Source organism: Leptolyngbya sp. UWPOB_LEPTO1 (assembly GCF_017302695.1).
In the GTDB taxonomy this organism is placed as follows: Bacteria; Cyanobacteriota; Cyanobacteriia; order Leptolyngbyales; family Leptolyngbyaceae; genus Leptolyngbya; species Leptolyngbya boryana.
Genome location: NZ_JAFLCJ010000001.1, coordinates 460,371 through 475,879, shown reverse-complemented (window position 1 = coordinate 475,879; position 15,509 = coordinate 460,371). Strand labels below are relative to the sequence as shown.

13 protein-coding genes are annotated in these 15,509 nt (G+C 47.3%); 6 read left to right on the top strand and 7 right to left on the bottom strand.

What is annotated here, in order from left to right; translation table 11 throughout:
- Positions 1 to 7: 7 nt before the first annotated feature.
- Positions 8 to 1,306, bottom strand: coding sequence for an MFS transporter (locus tag J0L70_RS02060; RefSeq protein WP_287452877.1), 1,299 nt, complete (start codon positions 1,304 to 1,306; stop codon positions 8 to 10).
- Positions 1,307 to 1,359: 53 nt separating this feature from the next.
- Positions 1,360 to 2,589, bottom strand: a complete 1,230-nt coding sequence (locus J0L70_RS02055) for a DUF4336 domain-containing protein (RefSeq protein WP_353736602.1) — start codon at positions 2,587 to 2,589, stop codon at positions 1,360 to 1,362.
- 330 nt (positions 2,590 to 2,919) lie between these two features.
- Here J0L70_RS02055 and J0L70_RS02050 point away from each other — a divergent pair, with 330 nt between their 5' ends.
- The gene (locus J0L70_RS02050; RefSeq protein WP_287452876.1) at positions 2,920 to 3,288 is read left to right on the top strand and encodes a fibronectin type III domain-containing protein; all 369 of its coding nucleotides are present in this window, start codon (positions 2,920 to 2,922) and stop codon (positions 3,286 to 3,288) included.
- Between the two features lie 102 nt (positions 3,289 to 3,390).
- Positions 3,391 to 3,825: a DUF6006 family protein gene (locus tag J0L70_RS02045; RefSeq protein WP_017290364.1), complete on the top strand. Its 435-nt coding sequence runs from the start codon at positions 3,391 to 3,393 to the stop codon at positions 3,823 to 3,825.
- 148 nt (positions 3,826 to 3,973) lie between these two features.
- Here J0L70_RS02045 and J0L70_RS02040 read toward each other — a convergent pair whose 3' ends face one another.
- Positions 3,974 to 5,194, bottom strand: a complete 1,221-nt coding sequence (locus J0L70_RS02040) for a saccharopine dehydrogenase family protein (protein ID WP_287452875.1) — start codon at positions 5,192 to 5,194, stop codon at positions 3,974 to 3,976.
- A gap of 255 nt (positions 5,195 to 5,449) precedes the next feature.
- On the opposite strand from J0L70_RS02040, the gene der reads away from it, so the two are divergent.
- Together der and J0L70_RS02030 are read left to right on the top strand one after the other, a co-directional pair.
- Positions 5,450 to 6,814 (top strand): ribosome biogenesis GTPase Der, encoded by a 1,365-nt coding sequence (der, locus tag J0L70_RS02035; protein WP_017290366.1) that lies wholly within the window; start codon positions 5,450 to 5,452, stop codon positions 6,812 to 6,814.
- A gap of 16 nt (positions 6,815 to 6,830) precedes the next feature.
- Entirely contained in the window at positions 6,831 to 7,817 is a 987-nt protein-coding gene (locus tag J0L70_RS02030) for an energy-coupling factor transporter transmembrane component T family protein (RefSeq protein ID WP_190653431.1), read from the top strand.
- Positions 7,818 to 7,873: 56 nt separating this feature from the next.
- On the opposite strand, the gene J0L70_RS02025 is transcribed toward J0L70_RS02030, so the two are convergent.
- Genes J0L70_RS02025 through treS form a run of 3 tightly spaced genes read right to left on the bottom strand, consistent with a single transcriptional unit; the run spans position 7,874 to position 11,883 of the window.
- Positions 7,874 to 8,206 carry a XisI protein gene (locus J0L70_RS02025; RefSeq protein WP_017290368.1) on the bottom strand — a complete coding sequence of 111 codons (333 nt, stop codon included), beginning with the start codon at positions 8,204 to 8,206 and terminating at the stop codon, positions 7,874 to 7,876.
- The gene (locus J0L70_RS02020) at positions 8,194 to 8,613 is read right to left on the bottom strand and encodes a XisH family protein (protein ID WP_017290369.1); all 420 of its coding nucleotides are present in this window, start codon (positions 8,611 to 8,613) and stop codon (positions 8,194 to 8,196) included. Before J0L70_RS02020 ends, J0L70_RS02025 begins: the two co-directional genes overlap by 13 nt.
- Before the next feature lie 51 nt (positions 8,614 to 8,664).
- Positions 8,665 to 11,883 (bottom strand): maltose alpha-D-glucosyltransferase, encoded by a 3,219-nt coding sequence (gene treS / locus J0L70_RS02015; RefSeq protein WP_017290370.1) that lies wholly within the window; start codon positions 11,881 to 11,883, stop codon positions 8,665 to 8,667.
- Between the two features lie 153 nt (positions 11,884 to 12,036).
- Between treS and malQ the strand changes: the two genes are divergently transcribed.
- Positions 12,037 to 13,512 carry a 4-alpha-glucanotransferase gene (gene malQ / locus J0L70_RS02010; RefSeq protein WP_287452872.1) on the top strand — a complete coding sequence of 492 codons (1,476 nt, stop codon included), beginning with the start codon at positions 12,037 to 12,039 and terminating at the stop codon, positions 13,510 to 13,512.
- Positions 13,513 to 13,554: 42 nt separating this feature from the next.
- Here malQ and J0L70_RS02005 read toward each other — a convergent pair whose 3' ends face one another.
- Positions 13,555 to 13,986, bottom strand: a complete 432-nt coding sequence (locus J0L70_RS02005) for a response regulator (protein WP_287452871.1) — start codon at positions 13,984 to 13,986, stop codon at positions 13,555 to 13,557.
- A gap of 458 nt (positions 13,987 to 14,444) precedes the next feature.
- Between J0L70_RS02005 and J0L70_RS02000 the strand changes: the two genes are divergently transcribed.
- Positions 14,445 to 15,290 carry a CheR family methyltransferase gene (locus J0L70_RS02000; protein ID WP_287452870.1) on the top strand — a complete coding sequence of 282 codons (846 nt, stop codon included), beginning with the start codon at positions 14,445 to 14,447 and terminating at the stop codon, positions 15,288 to 15,290.
- The last annotated feature ends 219 nt before the right edge of the window (positions 15,291 to 15,509 follow it).

The window sequence follows — 15,509 nt, the reverse complement described above, 5'->3', positions numbered from 1 at the left end:
TTAACGCTCACCTCTTCGTATCAGCCTCTATCAACTTGTAGCCCCGTAAGGTCACAACACTCAATATCACAAGCACCGCAGCAACCAGAAATACAATCCGAACCCCTGTTGGATTCTCCAGAGAATAACCATATTGAGAAAAAATGAGCGGTATGATCAGAGTTGAGAACGAGAGTCCCATCCCGATCGAGAAAGAGAAAATACTGTAATGAAAAGCTTCTCGTCGCTGTCCTGTCACCTTAGCATCCTGCTCTACAACATCTCCCATCATGGCGTAAATTAAGACAAAATATCCGCCCAAAAAAGGTCCAAGAATACCAAAGACGATCGCAGCTTGGAGCGTACTGGAAACATTGATAAACCATCCTACTCCGGTCAGTAATGCGCTGGTTATCGCGAACCCTAGCAAAGAGACTCGCAGCAATGCGCGATCGCGGTAGATTCGGCTCAACCGATTCCAAATCGGCGCAGCAATCAGCATCGCAATCACCACGATCGCTTGATATCGTCCTACTGCTGCCTCTGGCTCGCGCAGAATCAGAGTGACAAAGTAAGGTAGATTCGACAGCAACATTGCATAAGCAGTCTGTACTAGAATCGTCGAGCTACAGAGAATCAGAAAGGGTCGATTTTGGAACATTGCGCGAAGACTTTGCCCAAAGCTCATCGTCACGGTGGCATTGTGTTTTGGATGCTCTGGGAGTACCTGCACCGTGAGTCCCGCCGTCACTAGCCCGATCACTCCAATGACCGCCCCCATTGCCACTGCACCCCAGCGACCATAAACCACACTTGCGATCACTGCACCTGCCAACACACCAACGATGCCAAAAATGTTCTTCCACATACTGAGACGAACCCGCTCCGCTGCCGTTGTTGCGAGTTCAGCCAAGCTGCCATCGTACGGAACACCAACTAGACTAATCCCTGTATAAAAGACGATCGTCATCGTAAGAAAGTAGATCGCATTCAGCAGACTAGGCTGTGCAGTCGGAGGCATCCAAAGCAACAGCAGCGAGAATAGTGTGATGACGCTACCCACCATCAAAAAGGGTTTACGTCGCCCCCAGCGACTGCGAGTAACATCGCTCCAATGTCCAATCCAAGGGTCAATGATGGCATTCCAAACTCGACCGATCGCCAGCAATGTACCGACGACTGCAACCGAGAGATATTGCACCCCTGCGGTATCGGGTGGCGCGTAGTAATAAAGCAGCCAAGTGGATACAGAAGTATTGATCAGATTGATGCCGATCGAAGTGCAACTATAGAGGAGAGTTTGCCGCAGCGTTAGAGTAGAGGGCATGAAAAAGCTCGCGAGAAACTAGAAGTTGTGTTGCCCAGCAGGAGCTAGGTTTCTCAATAGGATATATTGTTTTCTGGCGGCAGGGTGGCAATTCCTAGCTCTAGTAGCTTCGTTTCAATGCTTTTAATGAAGGCAACATCGGTTTCAGGCAACGTCACGAGATTGATTTCAGATGGCTCTAAAAAGGTGAAGGCTTGTCGGAACTGAGAGGGTGTTGCTGCAATGGGTGCGTCAAAATGGCAAGGAATAATCCGGCAAAACTCCCAAGTAGCAATTTGATTTGCCCACTCAATCACCTGCTGCGGGGCTTGCGGCAAAATTAGCGTCTGTAAGATGGGAGCCACAAAGGGCCGTCCGTTGGCGCGGAGTGCCTGAAACGATCGCTGCCAATCGGCTTGCCATCGCCAGGGAAATAACCCAAAATAGGCTTTTCTTGTGCGATTCGGTGCTTTCAGTGCCTCGCGAACTGCTTGCTTGAGTCCAATCGGTTCGAGCGTTGCGGGACGGAAATACACGGCAAATAGAGCAATGCGCTGCCATCCTTTGCGCCGATTCGCTTCCGTATCTTCGATGGGTTCCGCCGCATCTTCTCTGGCATGAAAGAGTAAGGGATAGGGATCGAGTTGAGCGATCGTAGGTGGGTCTTCGGAGATTGAAAGAAGAGTATCAGTCAGCAACAGCGATCGTGATACTTTGTGTAGCACTGCTACTTCTACAAACGATCCCCGACCGAGATCAATATCGAGGACTGCATAATCAAATTCGTCAGCAAACGGAGCAAGCTTGCTATCTTGCGGCAGAATCTGGGTGCGATCCTTGGGAAAGCCTAGCCAACTCAGGGGAAGATTTACCGGAAAGCTCCACTGATGCGGCGCAACGAACACTTGAGCCGTTGGAAAACACCGCGCAAACGGGCCGACAAACACTTTATGCTCTAGCCCTGAAGCGGTCGGCAGCAGAATATACTTCACATCACCGTGCTCTGCGACCAAGGCTTTGACCAAACGCAAACATTCGGGCGTGGGAGCAACAGGCGCATAAACGAGTAACCCTCCAGCTTCGAGACGCACGACCGTCATCCGAATCGGAGTCACCGTGTAGAGAATGCCATGAAGTTGTTCAAAGCTCCAGATTGTGTTCTCCACAATTTCCCGACAACTGGTTCGGCGCTTACTGTAGGGATAAAGGGGTAAGGTGAACCAGAAGAACCAAGACCAGTCGCGCTGATCCGGTGGTGAATGGTGGAGTAGTTTTTTTGATTTGGCTCCCCGACCGGGCATCATGCGATCGCTCCTGTAACACGTCCTTTTCTATTTTTACTGCCCTGATTGCAGCAATTGAATTCCTTTAGCTCTAAAGTTTAGACAACTTTGCGATTCTTTTGAAAAGCGTGCAGATAGTGTCTGTGGCGGAGATCCCTCGCCATCTTCGCAAAAACGGGCAGTAGGCAAGTCTGATAGCGCAATGGGAGCCTGTGTCCACACAATTTGCGATGACGATCGAGCTTCAGACGATTTCAACTCGCACTTGCATAAGACAAAAAATAAATCGTAGAGAGCATTAGATACACATTCTGAAAAGCTGCCTCACTCAACTCACTTAGGAGAACGAAAATGAAAATGTTGAAAGCTGGTGCTCTGTTGACACTGCTGATGGGTTTAGGTTTATCGTCAAGTCAAACTGTGATGGCTAGTAACCCTCGGCTTTGCCCGGTTGATCAACCCTGTTTCACAGAAAGTTATCAGTCAGGGAATCAGGTAATTTTCCGATTTGACGGAATTTCGGGGTGGGACTTTTACAATGTTCGCTACCGCGTGAAGGGAGGCGGTGAGAAACAAGTCGTTAACCGTTCTGGACGCTTCACGTTTAAGAATGTTCGACCCAACCGAATCTATACGATCAGTGTCCAAGGCTGTAATTCACGCTTTTTAGCTCGCTCGATCTGCTCACCTTGGGTTCAGGAATCTGTTGAGACGAGATGACCGTTGCAGTACGATCGCAAATTATCGCTGCATAATTCCCAAATTTGAATCGTACTGGTTGAGTAGAAACCACTGACACACATTCCCAAACATCCCCAAACTATGAAATCTCTACATCAGCTTTTCCAAAAACGCACGCTTGGTGTTGCTCTCTTACCGTTTACTGTTTTGCTGACTGTTGGAACGGCTCATGCCAGCCAAGTTGTTTCTGAATGGTACTTCGGTAAATGGAACTGTCGAATTGATGGACGACCTGCCCAAATGCAATGGAAAGTAGTAGATGCTCCAAACACACATTGCCAAGGCGGAGTCTGCTCCACGACTTCGGGAGTAAAAGTGGTCGGGTGGTTTAGCGACAGTGGGAGTGCTTGGGTTCCTTTAGCAAAGCGCTACAGTCGCGGCAATGATTTTGGCATTCGATATCAAGGGAAAGAGCAGGATAATTGGTTCCTTCGCTACGATCCGCAAACGCGATCGGCAACAGGTTGGACAACGTGGCGCGGGAATCGCTATCCCTTATCATGTCAGAAACGGTAGAAGCTCATCAATTTACTTGTTGGGCGAAGGTTTGAGACGCAGGCGAATCGAGTTGAATAGACTTTAGCAGGAAATCTCGCAGAATTGATTCCACCGCTGTTCTTGTGCTGGCATTTCCGCTCCCCAAACGCCTGCCTTGCGAGCCTAGTCAATTGGATGACAAGTATACGTCCACTGTCATCCCCGCACCTCGTAAGCGTTCTGCTAAAACTTCGCCCAGTCCAGTTGCGGGTGTGAGAATTCCTCCTCTTGCTGAACCTCCTGGGAGTTCATCTGCCTGAAGTGCTAGACACAAGGCAGACTCGCAGACGAATTTGACCGTTGCACGATTGCCCGGATCGCCCTGATCTCGAATCGTGACTTGTACCTTTCGCCCGTCGCTCGCAGTTCCAATTAATTCACACGAGAACCAGCCATCATTCATGGTTTGCTCAGATGGACCACTACCAGGTTGCGGCAAGATGGGTTTTATCAGCGATCGCAATTGTGGTTGTTGGAGCACTCCGACCATCAATCCCAGTGCTGCCGTCAGTCCAAAAGCAGACAGTGGCTCGTTAAACTTCAGATACTCTTGATAGCTAAACTCTGCACCATATGACTCCTGCCAGTCTTCATACAGTCCAGCACTGCGGCGCACAATGCGAGTGTTGACGACACCCATGAAGAAAGGTGCTACCCAAGTTTTCAGGTCAGCATCAAAGAAGGGCAGTTGCGGGTCATGGCTGCGCTCAATTTGGGTGGGAGACTGATTTGCAGATGGATTCAGCAAAAAAGGGCGATTCATCTGCGCCAATCCTTTTGAATCGTAGAGATTGAATGCCGATGCCAAAGTGCCCCCATTAAAACCGCCCGCCGCTTGAAAATAAGCCTTCACTTGCTGACAAGGAAGATGCAATTCGCGTTGCAGGTAGCGAACAATCAAGTAAGCGCCTAAATCCGATGGAACCGAATCAAAGCCACAGCAGGGAATAATGCGAGTTCCGTCGAGGGCAGCTTGAGAATGATAGCGATCGATTAACGTTCTTACCCAAGGCGTTTCTCCTGTGATGTCTACATAATGCGTTTTGTATCGTACACAGGCATCGACTATTGCATCGCCATAAAGTGCAAATGGGCCTGCTGTAGTGAGAATCACTCTGGTTTGAGCCACGATCGCATCAATCGCCTGCTGATCCCGACTATCAGCAACCAGTACATCGACATTCACCCCGACTTGATCCCGAACTGCTTCTAACTTTTGCCGATTTCGTCCTGCGATCGCCCATCGTACGGTCTGAGATGCGGCATGTTTCGCAAAATACTGCACAGTCTGTTTGCCGACGAAACCGCTAGCACCGTAGAGAATGACATCATAAGACCGTTCAGACATAGGCGCAAAACTCTATCAATTTATAAAATTGCTCACTGAATCATAAGCAATCGAACTAAGACTGTGTCATAGGTACAAAGTCTCAGTTCGATCGCGACAGATTGCCAATCTGAAACTGATCTTAATGCGTGCGTCGATGTCCATCCCAAGAATTCGGCTTTCCTTAACAGACAATTTCAAATCGTATCAAACCAAATCTCGAAACGATCGCGCTACAATGATATGCTGCCTTGAATCAATTCCATTTCAAACATTATGTCATTGCCGATCGTTGCCATTATTGGTCGTCCGAATGTGGGTAAGTCTACCCTGGTAAACCGCTTAGCTCAGGTACAGGATGCGATCGTCTTTGACCAGCCTGGAGTCACCCGCGATCGCACTTACAAAAGGGCATTTTGGCGCGATCGAGAATTTCAGGTGGTCGATACCGGTGGATTGGTGTTTGATGACGACACTGAATTTTTGCCCTTGATTCGAGAGCAAGCCATGGCGGCACTTGCAGAATCAAAAGCAGCGATTTTCGTCGTCGATGGGCAGGCGGGATTGACCCAGGCAGATGAAGAAATTGCTCGATGGTTGAGACAGCAACCTGTTCCAGTCCTGATCGCTGTGAATAAGTGCGAGTCCGTGGATCAAGGATTAGTGCAGGCAGCAGAGTTTTGGGAGTTAGGACTGGGTGAGCCTTTCGCAGTTTCCAGCATTCATGGCAGCGGCACAGGGGATTTGCTCGATCGGGTGGTTGAACATTTTCCACCGACTGATGAGATCGAGGAAAGTCCTGAAATTAAAGTTGCGATCGCGGGTCGTCCGAATGTTGGTAAATCCAGTCTTTTGAATGCGTTTGTCGGTGAGAATCGCTCGATTGTCAGCCCGATTTCTGGCACGACACGAGATGCGATCGACATGCTCGTGGAACGCGATGACAAGATGTATCGATTGATTGATACAGCCGGGATTCGTAAGAAGAAGAATGTCGAATATGGCCCGGAATTTTTCGGGATCAATCGGGCATTTAAAGCAATTGATCGATCCGATGTGGTGTTGCTTGTCATTGATGCTTTGGATGGCGTGACCGAGCAGGATCAGAAATTGGCAGGGCGGATTGATGATGAAGGGCGTGCCTGCGTCGTAATTGTGAATAAGTGGGATGCGATCGAGAAAGACTCGCACACGATTTATGAATACGATCAGCAAATTCGCGATCGCTTGCATTTCGTCGAATGGGCGGAAAGCATTTTTATCAGTGCGAAAACCGGGCAGCGGGTCGAAAAGATTTTTGAACTCGTCGATCGCGCTGCTGAGCAGCATAAGCGACGCATTTCGACTTCTGTGATTAATGAAGTACTAGAAGATGCGCTCTCCTGGCATACACCGCCCACGACTCGCCAAGGGCGACAAGGGAAGATCTACTACGGTACGCAGGTCAGCTCTGCGCCTCCAACGATCGCGCTATTTGTCAACGATCCGCATTTATTTAACGACAACTATCGGCGTTATATCGATCGTAAATTCCGCGAATCGTTAGGGTTCCAAGGCACTCCGTTGCGGCTATTATGGCGAGGTAAGAAACTGCGGGAAGTGGAACGGGGAAATAGCCCGAATCGTGCAACCAAAGTTTAAGACGGTGGTCTAAAGCATGGATTTACTGCGATCGTTGCCAATCGGGTTGTATTTGGAGCAGCCCATTACCTGGATGCACCGACTCGATCCCCGGGTAAAAATTGCCTGGTTGATGAGTTTTTTGGCGGCTCCAATTTTGGCGACAGCGGAATGGCGATTGGCGATCGTGGTGGTGCTGATTCTGCTGACGGTGGTGGCGCGGATTCCGATGCGCGTATGGCGACAGCAGATGGGATGGTTGCTAGCTTTGGCGCTGTATGTGTTCTCGCTAGTGGCGATCGCTCCGGATGGGTTGAGTGTGGAACCGCGACCGAGATTGCCGGAGAATGAATTGGCGTTTGTGCAACAGCCTGCGACGATACCGGAACCCGCACCGCAAAAGCCCTGGTTTAACCCGTTTCAGCCGACTCCGAAGGCGCAAGAAGAGTTTGCGAAAAGCCAGAGACGACCGGAATTAAAGCAGCCGACAGATTATCGGTATGTCGTATTTCAACGCGGTCCAATTCGGGTGACTCGGCGATCGCTGGATTTGGCAATTCGAGTCAGTACTCTGCTGTTTACGCTGATTTATAGTACGAATTTATTTTTGCTGACGACTGCTCCAGAGGAAGTGACCGCAGGTTTGGAGGATTTGATGCGTCCGTTGCGACGGTTTAATCTGCCCGTGACCGAGGTTGCATTGACATTGACATTATCTTTGCGGTTCATTCCGTTGGTGCTAGAGGAATTTCAGAATTTAGTGCGATCGGTGCGAACCCGAGCGATTAACTGGAAGAAATTGGGCTTTAAGCGGACGGCGCAGGTGTGTTTGTCGGTGGCGGAGCGGTTGTTGCAGAATTTGCTGCTGCGGGCGGAACAGATGGCAAATGCAATGAAGGTGAGAGGATTTACTAGCCCAAATCAGCATCGGGTGCAGTGGCATCATTTGGTTTTGAAGCGATTTGATTGGGTGGCGCTGGTGTTGCTAGGTGGATTTTGGGTGGCGAGATTAGCGATCGGGTGAAGTTTCAGGATGATGAAGTATAAAATCATTCTTGACTGAAGCGAACTCCAAAAGATTTAAGCGACTCCATAACCTGTGTCAGGTCTAGCATAAGCAGGCTGTAACCCCAGGACGATATCCTCTCTTGGCACGCCCATCTCTACGAGTTCTTGAGCAATTAATCGATCGGTTTGATTACGTTGAATCCAGATCTTTCCACCCTTGATATCTAAGTGCATTAGACAGCTATAAAATCGTCGCTGTCCCTGCCAGCCTAAACTTACCAACTGATAATGATCATGCTCTTGATCAAAAATGACTTGAGTCTCTAAATCATCTTGATTTTCATTAGTGGCATACTCTTTGAGTAATGACCGAATTGCTTGCCGATACTGTTCTAATTTCTCCATTGCACAATCACCTCTGTCAGCACGTCATATATCAATAATTTAACTGCATACTTTTGTACCGAAGCGATCGCTAAAGGACGTTGAAAAAACTCTTCATATGCTTTTAGGGGAACTGCCAAGTAAAGTACTCGCTCAGGCTCCAACGTTTCCAGTACTAATCGATAATTGAGAAACTGCCCTAATGCCGCATGATAATCAAAAAGTGCTGACTCACTCAAAAAGCTCTTGATCTCAACTGCGATTTTCTGAGTTCCTTTCTGTGCTGCAAGAAGCTGTTCCGCACCTAAGTCAATCCTAACTTCATCCTTGTCTTCAAATTTTAATCTGAGTGGATCATCTGTAATTGTCCACTGCTCTTTAAGGAGAGCGACCTTTACAGCATTGTGATATCGATCTCTGGCAGACATCCTTTTTCTTTTGATACTGGTCTAATTGTATCAAAATCACTTGAACTGAGATTAATTCAACAGTTCAAGGATTCGGAGGAGAGCGATTTCGATTTTGTCCGATCGCTCATTTAATTCTTTACCTAAAGATGCGATCGCTTTTTCTAGTAAATAGTGATTGAGCAATCGCTTTAATTCATCACTGCTTTGAGGTAAAAATTTCCCCGACTGTGCCGTCTCAAAATATGACTTGAGGAAAGTTCCGCCTGCCCAATACTTCCAATGCTGTGCCCCTTGTTTCATCTTCTTGAGTTGGCTCGGTGAATGCTCAGCCGTGCTGATCTCATTGGCTAAAGCAATTTCAGCCGCAACATGAAACGATTGCATCATCCCCGCAGCATCTCTGAGCGGAGAACGTTTAATTCGTCGATCGCTTAAGCTCCGCAACGAATTCCCCTCGAAATCGATCAGAACAAAGTCTTTGCCCGTATAGAGCGCTTGACCCAGATGATAGTCGCCATGATATCGAGTCCGCAAAGCTGTAATCTTCTGATCTAAAATGCCGCGAAACTGTTCTAGACAAGGCTCGTATAGCTCTAAAACATCGCGCGCTAGTAACGGATCAGCAATGTGATGAAGTTGGTTTCTGAGTGCTAAAAAGACTCGTCCTGTGAGATTGCGAGCGTATTGGTAAATCGATCGCTGATACAACGACGTAAAGGGTTCTGGCTTGAAGTCAGGATGTTCAGACTCAGTAGCTAGTGCAAGATGCAATTCAGCAGTTCGTTGTCCTAGGAGTTGAATATTCGCGAGATAAGTTCCGATCGCAGTTTGAATAAAATCAGGAATATCCTCTAGCGTCGCAACTTCAGGAACTTCATGATTGTTCAGCGACTCGAAGTAGGTGCGAAGACTGTCGAGAGTATAGTCCCAAGTGCTTTGCGCTCCTGCAATGAACTCTTGAAGAACCGCGATCGTCATCGGAGCACGTCCAGGAATTTGATACTCGATCGAGCCTAGAATTCGGGGAATATGGTTGAACTTTGAATCGAGAAATCGACGGATTTCGAGATCCGGATTCATCCCCTCTTCAACGTGACGGAATATTTTTAGAAGAAGTTCAGCTTCTGCCCCAGTTTTGACAGATTCGCCGTAGAGAATCGAAGTATTGTTATGCTCGCCTTTAAGTAAACAAGCTTCGAAAGAATTGGGAAGATTGACAGTCGTTGACTTCAGTTGTCCAAACTCTCCCGTTGCTTGCACACCATGTCGCAAGAGGCTGAGTAAGATAGTCAGAAAAGTTGGATCAGTCACCGCTTCAAATAAAACACCCTCCTCAAGCTGAGCAATCACAGAAGCATCGAGTTCGCGATCGCCATGCGCAATAAACATCACATACGTTTCGGGTTGCTCTTGAATGTAGCTTACTTGCAGCCAAATGAGTTGAACCTCAGGGGAGATCGGAATCATTTCAATAATTTGAGCCGATTGAACCGATTGCGTTCTCGCCTTGAACCAACGATATTGTTTAAAGTGATCAACTAGAATATTTTCTAGCTTTGCTCTGCTACTAGAACGAGCCAGCAATGTCTCCCAGGTGCTTCTAATTGTGGGAAGTTCTGTTTGAGTTGAAGAATCAACAGGCTTTAGACTGAACCAGTAGAAAGCGTAAGCTCCTAAGCTCAAGAAGTAAGGAGCCTCTTTCACCGCTGGAAACTCAGTCCGTCCAAACACTTCAACTGGAATCGAACCTGAGAAAGCAGAGAGATCTAGCTCAACCGTTTGCACAAATCGTGACAGATTTGCCACAACCAGAATACATTCATCTTTATACGTGCGAGTGAAAGCTAGAACTTTGCGATTTTCTGGGTGTAACAGTTGAAAGTCACCCCGTCCGAATGCCTGAAAGCGCTTACGAGTTGCAATGAGGCGGCGCATTGCACTAAGCAGAGAGTTCGGATTCGATCGCTGAGCTTCAACATTCACCGTCGTATAGTTGTACTCAGAATCCACAATGATTGGTAAGTATAGTTTATGAGGATTCGCGCGACTGAATCCGGCATTGCGATCGTCACTCCACTGCATCGGAGTTCTCACCCCATTGCGATCGCCCACATACACATTGTCCCCCATACCAATCTCATCGCCATAGTACAGCACAGGTGTACCCGGAAAAGTCAGTAAGAGACTGTTGAGCAGTTCGATCTGTCGTCGATCGTTACCGAGTAATGGTGCTAATCTCCGCCGAATTCCCAGATTCACCCGCATCTCTTTGTCTTGAGCATAGACCCGATACATATAATCTCGGTCTTCATCAGTCACCATTTCCAGCGTCAGTTCATCATGATTCCGCAAGAAAATGCCCCACTGACAGTTTTCAGGAATCGGTGGAGTCTGTTGCAGAATGTCATTGATCGGAAAGCTATCTTCCATGCGTACCGACATAAACAAGCGCGGCATCAATGGAAAATGAAAATTCATATGACATTCATCGCCATCGCCATAGTAGGCAGCAGCATCTTCAGCCCACTGATTGGCTTCTGCAAGCAACATGCACTCTGGATAGTTCGATTCCACATGCTTGCGTAGCTTTTTCAAGAAAGCATGGGTTTCAGGGAGATTCTCGCAGTTGGTTCCTTCTCGTTCGTATAAGTAAGGCACAGCATCCATGCGCAAGCCATCTACGCCCATCGCCAGCCAGAAATCGAGCACCTCAAAAACGGCTTGCTGAACAGCCAGATTGTCATAGTTCAAATCAGGCTGGTGAGAGTAGAAGCGATGCCAAAAGTAGGCGTTTGCGACGGAATCCCATGTCCAGTTAGAAGTCTCGAAATCTTGAAAAATAATTCGAGCTTCCTGGTACTTATCTGGGGTATCGCTCCATACATAAAAATCTCGTTCGGGTGAACCGACAGGCGCACGTCGCGCCCTTTGAAACCAGGGATGTTGATCAGACGTGTGGTTGATAATTAGTTCGATGATCACCCGAATTCCACGCGCATGAGCCGCTTCTAGAAACGCTTGAAAATCCTCGATCGTGCCATAAATGGGATTGACGCTCGTATAGTCCGAAATGTCATACCCATCATCTCGCAGAGGCGAAGGAAAGAAGGGCAGTATCCAAAGGGCAGTTACTCCTAAACTCTGGAGATAATCTAGCTTTCCAGTTAAGCCGACAAAATCTCCAATGCCATCATTATTACTATCTGAAAAAGCGCGGACGGGAACTTCGTAGATGATTGCGTCTTTGTACCATTGCGGATCGTAATTGAGTGTGGAGAACTGCATCATCGTCAAAGTTGCCTAAACTTTATCGTATAAAGCTAGTCGGTTTTGTCGGTCACTGTCTTCATCCTGAGAGAGGTTTTTAATTTCTGTCTGTGGGAGCATGACCAGTCCGCCAAAGTCGAATAGCGTTTCGATCAATGAACCAGTGATGATTTTATGTTTCAGCGATCGAGCGGTATCTTACTTCAGCCTACCAGTTTACCCAGCAAGTTTGGCATCGGAGATTTAGGACAATCCGCCTACGAATTTGTGGATTTTCTGGCAAAAAGTGGTCAGTCGCTTTGGCAAATTTTGCCTTTAGCGCCGACTGGATATGAGCATTCACCCTACACGATGAACTTCAGTGTGTTTGCTGGAAATCCGTTGCTCATTAGCTTAGAACAGCTTGCAGAAGAAGGATTGCTGAAGTCAGATGAGTTAGTTCCGCTCGAAGGCAGCGTTGAAAAAGTCGAGTTCGATCGCGTGATCCCGTATAAAACAAAGTTACTGCAATTGGCATTCAACCGCTTTGCTCCGACTCCTGAATTTGATCAGTTCTGTCAGCAGCAAGCAGCGTGGCTCGATGATTTTGCATTGTTCATGGCATTGTTAGAAGCGAATGATGGCAAGAATTGGAATCAATGGGATCGCTCGATCGCACAACGCGACCTTCAAGCGATGCGAAATGCTCAAGATGCCTTAAAACCAGCTATCCAATTTCAGCAATTTTTGCAATTCAAGTTCTTTCAGCAATGGATGAAGCTGCGCGAGTATACCAACTCGAAAAACATTCAGCTCATTGGAGATATCTCGATTTACGTTTGCTTCAATAGCGTCGATGTGTGGGCACATCCAGAGATTTTTAAGCTCGATCCTGAAACGTTTGAACCTACTTTCATCGCAGGTGTGCCACCCGATTATTTCAGTGCGACCGGGCAGCTTTGGGGCAATCCTGTTTACGACTGGGATCAACTCCAGCGTAGTCAGTATGAATGGTGGATTCAGCGCTTTCAAACCACGTTACAGTATGTCGATATTGTGCGAGTCGATCACTTCCGGGGATTTCAAGCTTACTGGCAAGTTCCGGCAGGCGAAGAGACTGCCATCAATGGCGAATGGATCGAAGCACCCGGAGCGGACTTTTTTGAAACCTTAGGGCAGCGATTAGGACAATTGCCCATCTTGGCGGAAGACTTAGGGATCATTACGCCTGAAGTGGAGGAATTGCGCGATCGCTTCAATTTTCCCGGCATGAAAATTCTCATGTTCGCATTCAGCGATGATGCGAGTAATACACACTTACCGCATCATTATGTTCACAATAGCGTGGTCTATCCTGGAACGCACGATAACGATACGGCGCTCGGATGGTGGAATACCATATCTCAGTCGGAGAAAGATAGGTTAGCGGCTTATGTGGGTTACCCAATCGAAGAAATTCACTGGACATTGAATCGGATGGCATTAGCTTCGGTCGCAAATTGGGCGATCGTCGCTTTGCAAGATGTGCTTGGGTTAGATGGAAGTGCCAGGATGAACGATCCGAGTCAAAACGCTGGAAATTGGCGCTGGCGATATCGCAGTTCTGAATTGCTAACAGATGAACTGGCGGAGAAGCTACGAGCGCTGACGATGCTGTATGGTCGAATTTAATGTTGAAGTGGCTGAGCCTAGCTCCTGGCTTCTGAGGCTCAGTTAACGCGGTGATGTCGCGAGCGTAGAAATAGTATCAACGATCGCATTCGGCGAGTCTAATTTGGATAAAAAATAATCAAATCCAGCCGCGAGTGCAGCATCAGCATGAACATCTCGATGGTAAGAGGTTACACCCACTGCTGGAAGAAAGTGAATCTCTGGACGTGGATGGTTGCGGATCTGTTGAATTAACCAGATTCCATCATGCGATGGTAATTTGATGTTGGCGACTAAAATGTCAGGCTGAAAGGTTTCTAATACCGCTAGTACAGATTCGGCTTCCATGCACAGTCTGACTGTCGCACCTGCACCTTGGAATATGACTAGGAGTAAATCAGCAATATCCAGTTCATCCTCGACGAGCAGAATTTGGATGCCATTTAGGGATTGGTGTGGGGGCGCAGTTATCGAGCGACTTTGGTGTGAAGACATGAGCACCATCCTCAGATGAGGTTGACGAACTTAGTACACCATATTTCGCTGATTGAGACATCAGACTAAATTGGTATCCGATCGACTGGCAATTTGAGGTTATTCATTTCGCAAAAAAGATTGGAACTGGGAATCGATGCGGCTATTTACAGAGCAATCATTTTCTATCAAAAAGTAGTGATTGCTATCTTTCAGCCAATTCTACGGTTAAGATTCTCTATTTTCCTGTTGCTTTTATTGAAAGTTGACTAAGCTAAAAAGCAGCAGGCTGTAATTGAATCATTGCTGTCTAGAACGGTAAAACACAACAACGACTGTCAAAGCGCGATCGCAATCTTTCCAGTTTTTCAAAAATCGAGTTCTACGTCTCAACGCTTTCTAGTTCATCAACCTAAAAGTGTAGTTCCTTATTCATGCTAACTATTCATTCTGCGAGTGGTGCCTCTCCACCCCTGACAATGACCCAATTAGAAGACTTGCTGATTTATCTCAACCAAGTTCATCAAATTGATCTCACAGGCTACAAACGTTCTACTTTGATGCGTCGAACACAGGTACGAATGCAGCAAATTGGGTCGGGGAACTATCAGGGCTATTTTGATTATTTGCAGCAGCAACCGGATGAGATCGAATGCCTCCTAGAAACGATTTATATTAACTACACTTATTTCTTTCGCGACCCTTTACTGTGGGACTACCTCGCAGATCAGATTATTTTACAGATGCTCGCCAGTAAAGCACCTAATGCTCCAATTCGGGTCTGGAGTGCAGGATGCGCGTCAGGAGAAGAAACCTATTCGTTGGCAATGCTTTTCATTGAGGCTTTGGGCGTAGAAGCGTTTCAACAGCGGGTGCAGATTTATGGAACGGATGTTGATCCCGATGCAATTCTGCAAGCTCGTCAAGGTCATTATGCCGCTCATAAAATTGAACTCGTTCCGCCTACCCTACAAGAACAGTATTTTGAGCGCAGAAACGATGGTTACTGCTGGCGAAAGGATTTGTTCCCTTCGATCGACTTTCACGTTCATAATCTGATTCAAGATCCGCCTTTACCTCACATCGATCTGCTAGTTTGTCGCAATCTGTTCATCTATTTCACAGAAGTAGCTCAACTTCAAGCATTGGTCAGCTTTTATCTGAGTTTGGAGGAAAATGGATTGCTGCTGCTCGGCTCTGTAGAGAACTTGGTCACTGCTGCTGAACGATCGCTGTTCACGCCGATGAATCGGCAATGCAAAATATTTACAAAAGTGCCAGGTGCGAATCAAAGTAGCCCTTTACTCTCGCGCTTTTTGCCATAGTCCGTATCGCTGATTTCATCGATCGAAAGCTGATGAGCAAGGTAGCTTTATTGACGAATACTTGTGGCTTAATGCGATGGTTTCACTCTGTAGAGTGGGCTTAGGATCGATGCGAATCTACTACAATAACAGTCACGGTTGCAGTAATTTTGCCGTTGTTAACGGACAAAAATAGAAGACGTTTTCTGTGCTTGGAACCTCTTCAACAAATACGACCCG

Excerpts from the sequence above, each read along its gene's own strand:
- J0L70_RS02000 (WP_287452870.1), top strand. The coding sequence starts at position 14,445 with ATGACCCAATTAGAAGACTTGCTGATTTATCTCAACCAAGTTCATCAA.
- J0L70_RS02060 (WP_287452877.1), bottom strand. The coding sequence starts at position 1,306 with ATGCCCTCTACTCTAACGCTGCGGCAAACTCTCCTCTATAGTTGCACT.
- J0L70_RS02045 (WP_017290364.1), top strand. The coding sequence starts at position 3,391 with ATGAAATCTCTACATCAGCTTTTCCAAAAACGCACGCTTGGTGTTGCT.
- treS (WP_017290370.1), bottom strand. The coding sequence starts at position 11,883 with ATGATGCAGTTCTCCACACTCAATTACGATCCGCAATGGTACAAAGAC.
- J0L70_RS02020 (WP_017290369.1), bottom strand. The coding sequence starts at position 8,613 with ATGTCTGCCAGAGATCGATATCACAATGCTGTAAAGGTCGCTCTCCTT.
- J0L70_RS02055 (WP_353736602.1), bottom strand. The coding sequence starts at position 2,589 with ATGATGCCCGGTCGGGGAGCCAAATCAAAAAAACTACTCCACCATTCA.
- J0L70_RS02040 (WP_287452875.1), bottom strand. The coding sequence starts at position 5,194 with ATGTCTGAACGGTCTTATGATGTCATTCTCTACGGTGCTAGCGGTTTC.
- J0L70_RS02025 (WP_017290368.1), bottom strand. The coding sequence starts at position 8,206 with ATGGAGAAATTAGAACAGTATCGGCAAGCAATTCGGTCATTACTCAAA.
- der (WP_017290366.1), top strand. The coding sequence starts at position 5,450 with ATGTCATTGCCGATCGTTGCCATTATTGGTCGTCCGAATGTGGGTAAG.
- malQ (WP_287452872.1), top strand. The coding sequence starts at position 12,037 with ATGTTTCAGCGATCGAGCGGTATCTTACTTCAGCCTACCAGTTTACCC.
- J0L70_RS02050 (WP_287452876.1), top strand. The coding sequence starts at position 2,920 with ATGAAAATGTTGAAAGCTGGTGCTCTGTTGACACTGCTGATGGGTTTA.
- J0L70_RS02005 (WP_287452871.1), bottom strand. The coding sequence starts at position 13,986 with ATGTCTTCACACCAAAGTCGCTCGATAACTGCGCCCCCACACCAATCC.
- J0L70_RS02030 (WP_190653431.1), top strand. The coding sequence starts at position 6,831 with ATGGATTTACTGCGATCGTTGCCAATCGGGTTGTATTTGGAGCAGCCC.